Source organism: uncultured Methylobacterium sp. (assembly GCF_964251405.1).
In the GTDB taxonomy this organism is placed as follows: Bacteria; Pseudomonadota; Alphaproteobacteria; order Rhizobiales; family Beijerinckiaceae; genus Methylobacterium.
In genome coordinates this window covers 1-8,787 of record NZ_CAXUJR010000042.1, presented here as the reverse complement: position 1 = coordinate 8,787, position 8,787 = coordinate 1, and the positions used below count along the sequence as shown (strand labels likewise).

Annotated in this window: 7 protein-coding genes; 5 read left to right on the top strand and 2 right to left on the bottom strand. The window is 66.9% G+C overall.

Annotation, left to right across the window (positions count from 1 at the left end):
* The coding region (locus tag ACFE7U_RS09755) for a heparinase II/III family protein (protein WP_375409523.1) at positions 1 to 1,274 on the bottom strand (1,274 nt) is incomplete at its 3' end.
* A gap of 396 nt (positions 1,275 to 1,670) precedes the next feature.
* Here ACFE7U_RS09755 and wecB point away from each other — a divergent pair.
* From wecB to ACFE7U_RS09740, 3 genes are read left to right on the top strand one after another with little or no spacing between them, the layout of a single operon-like run.
* The gene (wecB, locus tag ACFE7U_RS09750; RefSeq protein WP_375409522.1) at positions 1,671 to 3,017 is read left to right on the top strand and encodes a non-hydrolyzing UDP-N-acetylglucosamine 2-epimerase; all 1,347 of its coding nucleotides are present in this window, start codon (positions 1,671 to 1,673) and stop codon (positions 3,015 to 3,017) included.
* Positions 3,014 to 4,279 carry a UDP-N-acetyl-D-mannosamine dehydrogenase gene (gene wecC / locus ACFE7U_RS09745; RefSeq protein WP_375409521.1) on the top strand — a complete coding sequence of 422 codons (1,266 nt, stop codon included), beginning with the start codon at positions 3,014 to 3,016 and terminating at the stop codon, positions 4,277 to 4,279. The genes wecB and wecC overlap by 4 nt, the downstream gene beginning before the upstream one ends.
* Before the next feature lie 32 nt (positions 4,280 to 4,311).
* Entirely contained in the window at positions 4,312 to 5,091 is a 780-nt protein-coding gene (locus ACFE7U_RS09740; RefSeq protein WP_375409520.1) for a WecB/TagA/CpsF family glycosyltransferase, read from the top strand.
* A gap of 5 nt (positions 5,092 to 5,096) precedes the next feature.
* Here the strand turns inward: ACFE7U_RS09740 and ACFE7U_RS09735 are convergent, their stop codons facing one another.
* The gene (locus ACFE7U_RS09735; protein WP_375409519.1) at positions 5,097 to 6,515 is read right to left on the bottom strand and encodes a lipopolysaccharide biosynthesis protein; all 1,419 of its coding nucleotides are present in this window, start codon (positions 6,513 to 6,515) and stop codon (positions 5,097 to 5,099) included.
* 155 nt (positions 6,516 to 6,670) lie between these two features.
* On the opposite strand from ACFE7U_RS09735, the gene ACFE7U_RS09730 reads away from it, so the two are divergent.
* Together ACFE7U_RS09730 and ACFE7U_RS09725 are read left to right on the top strand one after the other, a co-directional pair.
* The gene (locus ACFE7U_RS09730) at positions 6,671 to 7,603 is read left to right on the top strand and encodes a hypothetical protein (protein WP_375409518.1); all 933 of its coding nucleotides are present in this window, start codon (positions 6,671 to 6,673) and stop codon (positions 7,601 to 7,603) included.
* A 54-nt stretch (positions 7,604 to 7,657) separates the two neighbouring features.
* Positions 7,658 to 8,770, top strand: a complete 1,113-nt coding sequence (locus ACFE7U_RS09725) for a GNAT family N-acetyltransferase (protein WP_375409517.1) — start codon at positions 7,658 to 7,660, stop codon at positions 8,768 to 8,770.
* The last annotated feature ends 17 nt before the right edge of the window (positions 8,771 to 8,787 follow it).

The window sequence follows — 8,787 nt, the reverse complement described above, 5'->3', positions numbered from 1 at the left end:
GTGGTGTGGGCGCGGTTCGACCACGAGAAGGCCGATGAGGCACGGCTCTGCGACGCGCCCGCGATGCAGAGCGTGTTGTGGCTCCGGCTCTCTCGCAGGGCGAGGCGCATCGGCCCGCCCGCATTGTAGAGAGCGGTTCCGGGATCGATCAGGATTGGGATCCCGTCGATCCCGAACCACACTGCGAGCGCGTCGGCATGGCCATGCGCGGCCAAGGCCAGATATCCGAGAGGGCCGTGATCGACCACGAGGTCGAAGCGGCGCCCGGTGGCTCCCTGGTGAACGACCGTATAGCCCCCATCACGGAACAGGCTCACGCCGTCGGATGCGTGGCCGAAGCCGGCGGGCACGGCGAACAGGGCATCGCGCAGGTGCGGATCGCGAGCCGGCGGGAGGAGGTCGGCCCGGCCGGTCAAGCCGGCGATCGCCGCAACCACCGAGGCGACGTAGCGCGGTTCTCGGTCCGGGGGTTGGGCGACGACACGGCTCTCGTCGTCGTCCCCGATCGCGGGGACGTGCCCGTCGAGATCCATCAGCGTGCGCAGGAACCCGGCCGCCGCGACGAGGCGGTCGATCACCGCCGGTGCGAAGGGACGTCCCTCTGCCACGCCGATCAGGCCTGCGAAGGCGATCATCTCGCAGGCGAAGGCCTGATAGCTCGGCGATTGCTCGGCGCCGGCTCCGTCGGGCAGGATCTGCGCGAGAGCCTCCCTTTCGAGCACGGCGCGGCCGGCGGGCTCCCAAGCCTCGTCGAGATCGGGAACGAGGATGCCGGCGAGGAACAGGCCGAGCCCCTCGGCGACGCGGTGATTGTTCGCCGACGAATGCAGGGAGGGGAAGGCCGCGATCTGCCGGGCATGGGCGGCGACGAACCGCCGGATCATGACCCGGTCCTCTCGATCGAGCCCGTCCCGACCGAGGGCCGCCACGAGCAGCGTGACGGCGACGAGGCGCATTGCGAGTTCGATGCCCGAGCACCAATGGACGCCGCGATGAGGCGGGTTGGCGTCCGAGAAGTGGCGCAGGATCGTCAAGGCGAGGCGCCCGGCCGCCAGATCTCCCCCGGCCGCAAGGGCGGCCAGCGGATGCAGAACCTGGAGCCGCGCCGGCTCCCAGACGAACTTGACGTCGCCGGGGAGCGGGCCTGCCGGATCGTGCCCGCTACTTCGCAGGTCGATGCCAAGGAACCGGGCCTCGGTTCCGGGCCAGTCCCGTCCGGTGATGGGATCGCGGCGCCAGAACCCAGACGTGCCGGCCGACGCCCAGGGGACCATGGGCCAGTCGCGCCCGAAGAAACTCAGATTGCCATGGCCCGTGCGCTCGGCGCTCGCGACAATTTTTTCGCTCGCCGCGATGTCGGCGCTCGCCGTTGCGAGGCGGTCCCGGAAACTCGCGACTTCGTGAACGTCCCCGTCTGAGACATCTGCCGGCCAGCCCACGTACCGGCTTCGCCAGTGGCTTTTGACACGGGCCTCATGCAGCCGATGACCGAATTCGCGCGCTGACATCGCCCGAAGTCGAGACCAATACCAGAGGAGCCCACCGATCGATCCTGACGGGGCATTCGCGATCGACCTTGTCCGGGATTCTGGGTCTGAAATCGTATTAGTAATGCAATAACGATAATACGTTTCGAAAAGAGACATCATTGTTGAGTCAATGTCCTAAAAATGGACGAAGCCGGGCGTATTAATCTTTTGCGAAGGCTGTCATTGTTTGACAATCCGCAGATCGACTTCATATTGTCTTTAGACAACGGCGCTAACTTCTCTCATAAGCGTTTCACAAAGATATTCGAGATCATGAAAATCCTTTCTGTCTTCGGTACAAGGCCGGAGGCCATCAAGATGGCGCCGGTCGTCAAAGCCCTGGCCAAAGCCCCTTCCATCGACAGCCGTGTCTGCGTCACCGGCCAGCACCGAAGCATGCTTGACGACGTGATGTCGGCCCTCTCGATCAAGGCCGACTACGACCTCGATGTCATGCAGTCGAACCAGGGGCTGTCTGAAGTGTTCGCCCGCATCCTCTGTGGGCTTGATCCGATCCTGGCCGCCTGGAAGCCGGACTTCGTCCTGGTGCAGGGCGACACGGCGTCGAGCACGGCCGCCGCGATGGCGGCTTTCTACCGGCACATTCGCGTCGGGCACATCGAGGCCGGTCTCCGCACCGGCGACATGGCGAGCCCGTGGCCGGAGGAAGGCAACCGCCGGCTGACGGCGGTCGTGGCCACGCGCCACTATGCCCCGACGGACCGGGCACGCTCCGCATTGCTGGCGGAAGGGTACGCTGCGCCCACGATCCAGGTCACCGGAAACACCGTCATCGACACGCTCATGCAGACCGTGGCGGCAGTCGAACGGGAAGGACCGCTCAAGCGCAAGCTGAACGCGGAATTCGCGTGGATACCGACGGACAAGCGCCTCGTCCTCGTGACTGGCCACCGCCGCGAGAACTTCGGTGTCGGGCTCCAGAACATCTGTCGAGCCTTGAGCATGTTGAGCACAAGGCGCGACGTCCAGATCGTTTTCCCCGTACACCTGAACCCCAATGTTCGCGACGCAGTATTTCCGCTGCTCGGGAACAAGCCAAACATCAAGTTGATCGAACCTCTCGATTATCCACGCTTCGTCGCCATGATGGCGCGCTCGCACCTGATCCTTACGGATTCCGGCGGAATCCAGGAGGAGGCTCCCGCCCTGCGCAAGCCGGTACTGGTGATGCGGGACACCAGCGAACGCCCCGAGGCCATTGAGGCCGGTGTCGCCAGGCTCGTCGGGACCCAGGCCGCCGACATCGTCGCGGGCGTCTCGGCCCTGCTCGACGATCCCCTGCACTACGCCGCGATGGCCAATGGCGCGAGCCCGTTCGGCGACGGCCAGGCGAGTGCGAGGATCGTGGCCGATCTGCTCTGCCAGATCGACGAGCCGGCCAACGAGCCGTCGTCGGGCTTCCATCCCGCATTTGCCAGACCACGCATCGAGACAGGTCACACCGCCCGGGAGGGGCACCTTCAATGACGAGGACGTTCGAAACCATCTCCGTGATCGGGCTCGGCTACGTCGGCCTGCCGACGGCGGCCACCTTCGCATCCCGGGGACTTCGGGTGATCGGAGTCGACGTTCGCGAAGAGACGGTCGCGCGCATCAATGCGGGGCAGGCGCACTTCATCGAGCCCGATCTCGATATCGTCCTGCGTGCGGTCGTGACGGCGAACACCTTACGAGCCGTGACGCGTCCCGAAACGGCAGACGCGTACCTGATCGCAGTGCCGACGCCGATCCGCGACGACCACAGCGCGGATCTCTCGTTCGTCGAGGCGGCGCTTAGCTCGATCGCGCCCGTGCTCAAGCGAGGGGACCTCATCATCATCGAATCGACCTGTCCGGTGGGGACCACCGCCCGCGCCGCGCGGATCCTACGCGAGGCGCGGGGTGACCTCAGCTTCCCCGATCAGGCTCCCGAGAGCGCCGACATCCTGCTCGCCTATTGCCCGGAGCGCATCCTGCCGGGGCAGACATTGCGGGAACTCGTCGACAACGCACGGACCTTCGGCGGCCTCGACCGGCGCAGCGCCCTCGCGGCGCGCGACCTCTACTCGGTCTTCGCCCGCGGCCCGCAGCGGATCACCACGGCTGCGGCGGCGGAACTTTCGAAGCTCGTCGAGAACGCCTTCCGGGACGTCAACATCGCCTTCGCCAACGAGCTTTCGGTTGTCTGCGACGCGTTCGGCCTGGACGTCTGGTCGGTGATCGAGCTCGCCAACCTGCACCCGCGCGTGAACGTCCTCAGCCCCGGCCCCGGAGTGGGGGGGCACTGCATCCCCGTCGATCCGTGGTTCATCCACGAGGCGTTGCCTGACCACACCCCCCTGATCCGGGCCGCCCGCGAGGTCAACGACGCCAAACCGGGATTCATCGCCGACCGCGTCGCCAAGGTAGCGGGCCGCTTCCGCGAACCGACCGTTGCGCTGCTCGGCCTGTCCTACAAGCCGAACGTCGACGACCTTCGCGACAGCCCGGCCCTGAAGATCGCCCGCGATCTCGCAGCGCGCCGGATCGGTCGTCTCCTCGTGGTCGAACCGCATATCGAGGGCCTGCCCAAGGATCTCGCAGCGGAACCCGACGTCGCGGCCGCCTCCCTCGACGAGGCGATCGAACAGGCCGACGTGGTGGTCGTCCTCGTGGCTCACAATCGCTTCAAGAGCCTCAACAGAGGCGTGCTCGGACAGAAGGTCGTCATAGACGCGGTCGGCCTCTTGGCCCTCTCCGACGTCGCCTGACGCAAGCCACGACCAGAGAGGAAAGCCACGAGATGCGCACGCATTTGCTCGGACTGCCGGTCGACATCCTCAGCCGGGCCGACACGATCGCCATTGCGACGCAGGCCATGCGCGAGGGTCGTCCCTGTCAGCACGTGGCCCTCAACGTGGCCAAGCTCGTCAGTGCCCGACGTGACCCCGAACTCGACCGCGACATCCGCTCGAGCGACATCGTGGGCATCGACGGCATCGGGATCGCGTGGGCGCTCGGCCTGCTCGGCCGGAAGATCCCCGAACGGGTCGCCGGCATCGACCTGTTCGAGGGGCTGATCGCAATCTCCGCGACGCAGCGCTTCCGGCCCTACCTCCTCGGCGCCACGCGCGAAGTTCTGGAAGCGGCGATGCGGACCCTACAGGAGCGGCATCCGACCCTGGAATTCGCCGGCTGCCATCACGGTTATTTCGGTCCCGACGAAGAGGACAGGCTCTGCGAGGAAATCGCGAAGAGCGGGGCTGACGGGCTCTACGTGGCGATGCCGACGCCGCGCAAGGAGCGCTTCATGCTGCGCAATCGCCATCGCCTCGGCGTTCCCTTCGTCATGGGGATCGGGGGAACGCTCGACGTGATCTCCGGACAGGTCCGACGTGCGCCCCGCCTGATGCAGAGGCTGGGGCTCGAATGGCTCTACCGCATGAGCCAGGAGCCGCGGCGGCTGTCGGGACGCTATCTCAGGACCAACGCGACGTTTGCCGGGCTGCTCCTGCGCGAGCTCGGCACACGCGCCTTCGAACATTCTGGTGTCGATCGGCCGGCCGACGAGAGGCGGCCGTGACCGGTTCAGGCATTGCGGCGGGCGGCCAGCATCGGCCCGATCATGGGCTTCAGGACAAGGCCGGCCAGCGCCATGTAGACGGCCGCGCCCGCCGCGACCCGAAGCGCAAGACCCAGATTCGTGGGCGGATAGACGTCGAGCCGCACCACGGCGCACATCGCCAGAGCCGCGGCGATCAGGAGGGCGATGTCGCGCAGCGGCAGCTTGAGGCCGTAGCCGGCCATGGCGATGGCGAACCCGACGAGCGCACACACGCACGTCGCCGCGAGCACGCCGAGGCAGGCTCCGGCGAGCCCGGCCCAGGCGAGACCGACCGCGCAGAGGCTCATGGTCGCGACGGCCTCGACCGCGTTGAGCGCGAGGAGGGAACGCGGCCGTTCGGCGATCAGGAAGACCTGGTCGGCCAGGTGCATGCGCAGATTGCGCACGGCCGCGGCCGCCGCCGCGAGCGGCAGGACGATCCGCGTCGCCTCCTGGAATTCGGCGCCGACGACGGCCCGGATGAGCGGATCGGACACGGCGGCGATGCCGAAGGCGGCCGGTACCAGCAACCCGAACAGCAGGATCGCGGTGCGGCCGATCTGGTCGATCCCGGCCTGCGTGCCGCCCTGAGCCGCCTGCCGGACGGCAAGCGGGAACGCCGCGGCAGTGACGAGGGTGGCGACGACCGCGATCAGACGCTGGCCGAGATTCCATCCCACGGAAAGAAGGCCGAGCTGCACCAACCCTTGGCCGTGCTCGACCACGAGCCGGATGCCGTTCACCGAGAGCCATCCGAGGCCTCCGGCGACGAGCAAGGGTCCGCCATAGGCGAGAGCCCCGCGCAGGAGGTCGCGGTCCGGCGGCCAGTCGAGTCGCGTCTGCAGGTTCTGGCGCCGGGTCAGGACCGGCAGGATGGCGATCTGTACGACCGCGAATCCGGCGATCACCGCCGTGGCATCGGGCAGCAGCTCGAGGAAGGCGAGGCCGAGGGCGAAGCCGGCCAGGGGCCCGGCCAGCTGCACGATGGTGTAGGTGGTGACGTCTCCGAGTGCCCGCGCGCGCTCGCCAAGGTGGTTGTTGAGGCTGCGGCTGACCGCAAACGCAAGCGTGACGGCGACGAGCCCCGGTTCCGCGATATGGCCGGTGAGCGAAAGTGCCAGCAGCATCACGGGGACCTGCGTGAGGGCACAGAGAAGCATCACGCCGCTCTCCGCGCGGCGATAGCCGGACGGATCCGCGAGCGCAGGCAGGTAACGAACGGTGTAATGCGTCCACCACGACATGCCGATCAGGAAGGCAAGCTCCTGAACCGCGAGCATCAGAGAAATGAAACCGTAATCGGATGGTGCGATCCAGTAGGTCCAGGCCAGCACGGCGATAAACTGTGCCAGTGGTCCGACGAGTTGAGCCGGCAGGTAGTTCAGAGTCTGGCGAAGCAGCATCGAGACCGACCGTGATCGAGCGAACGACATCCAGCCGAGCCCCGTCGGGGAATGCGGTGGTCGACAAATTCCTATCGGCGAGGAGTCAGGAAACTCCGCGCCAGCGTGACACCCGGCCTGTGCCATTCCGGCACTGCGATCCTCTGGAGCCCACGATGCAGACCGAGCCCGTTTTCACGAACTGGACAGACCGGCACAGCCAACTCTGGGGCAACCAGCCCGTTCGTGTGGAGCATCGCCTCAACCGGTCGCCGATGTTCAGCATGGAAGGGCTCGCCGAGCTCATCGACCGCTATCCGCGCGAGCACTACAGCCTCGTGCAGATGGGCGCACCCGGCCAGCGCAAGCTGTGGCGGGAGGGCGAGATCGGAAACCTCACGGGTGCGGAGGTGATCCAGGCGATCTCCCGCGGCCGGATGTGGCTGAACTTACGCCGCGTCGCGCATGTCGACACCCGCTACCGCGACCTCGTCAACGCCATCTTCGGGGAACTCGGGGAACGGGTTCCCGGCTTCCGCTCGCAGGACGAGAGCATCGGCATCCTGATTTCTTCTCCCAACGCGCAGGTCTATTACCACGCCGATCTGCCCGGGCAGTCGCTGTGGCAGATCCATGGCGCCAAGCGCGTCTACCTCTATCCGGCCGTGAAGCCGTTCCTGGCGCCGGAGCACCTTGAGGACATCGCCCTCCTCGGCGTCGAGGTGAACATGCCCTACGAAGCCTGGTACGACGAACACGCGCAGGTGTTCGAGTTCAAGGCCGGCGAGATGCTGAACTGGCCGCTCAACGCTCCGCACCGGATCGAGAACCTCGACTGCCTCAACGTCTCGATGACGATGGAGTACTGGACCGAGGAGTTCAAGCGCGCCCAGGTCGTGACCGTCGCAAATGCCATCCTGCGCCATCGCTTCGGCCGCGTGGCGAAGAGCCGGTCCACCGAAGGCCTCGGGTTCTGGAGCAAGCGGGTCGCCCAGCGCCTTTTGCGCGACAGTGCCGCCCTGAAGCGCGAGCGCAAGGCTTTGCGGCCGATCAGCTTCCGGCTGGACCGCGAGCATCTCGGCGAGATCCTCGACCTGAAGGCTGCCTGAGGCGTGTCGCAACTGAGCGCTTCGAGCGATCGACGGGCGATGGCTGGAACGGCGATGACGGAGCGGTCGTTCACGATCGGAATCGACACCGAGTGGTCGTCGGCGCGTGCCGATTGGAACTCGGCGCTGGCGAGCGGAGCAGCGACGCCGTTCCAGCACGGCGTCGTCATGGATGCCTGGTACCGCGCCATGGCCGCACGGGCCGACATCCGCCCGCTGATCGTCACGATCCGCGACCGGATGACGGGCGCGCATGCGCTGAGCCTGGCGCTCGTGGGTACGACGTCAGGCGGCACTCGCACCATCGGCTTCGCCGATCTCGGCTTGATCGACTACAACGCCCCGATCCTGGGGCCGGCCGCACCGCGCGATGCGGCGAGTGCCGCCTCGCTCTGGAAGGCCCTCGTCAAGGCCCTGCCGCAAGCCGACGTCATCGATCTGCGCAAGATGCCGGTGACGATCGCCGGACGTCCCAACCCCCTGGCTCTCCTCGATACGCTGCCTTGCGCCCTGAACGGCAACCTGGTGCGGACCGGCGATGATTGGAACGCATATCACCACAACCTCAAACGCACGGTCCGAAAAGAGCTAGAGCGATCCTGGCGGGTCTTCACCCGTCATCCGAACGCCCTCTTCCGCGACGTGACGGAGCCGGATGAACGCCGCCGGGTCCTCTCCGCGATCGAGGAGCAGCAGCCGCTGCGGATGCTGGCGACGGGGAAGAGCTACGTCCTCGACGCCCCCTCGGCGGCGGCCTTCTACCGTAACCTCGTCGACGTTCCGGCGCAGGAGGGGACGGTGGCGATGACCGCCCTCATGGCCGGAGACACCGTCGTGGCAGCGTTGCTCGGGCTCAGGAATGCAGACGACTACATCATGGTCCGCATCAGCAATGCCGAGGGCGAATGGGCCAACGCGTCTCCGGGCAAACTCATCATCGACCGGTCGATGGCCCACCTGCATGCGCAGGGCTATCGCGCGTTCGATTTCAGCGTCGGCGACTACGACTACAAGCGCCGTTTCGGTGTCGAACCGACGCCGCTCGTCGACCTCGTCGCGCCACTCGGCTGGCGCGGCCTCTGGGCGACGGCGGAAAGCCGCGCCCGCAACTTCGTGCGCCGTCGTCCGACGGTCAGGCAATTCGCCCGGCGAATCCTGCGGCGCTGATCAGCCCGCCTTCGACA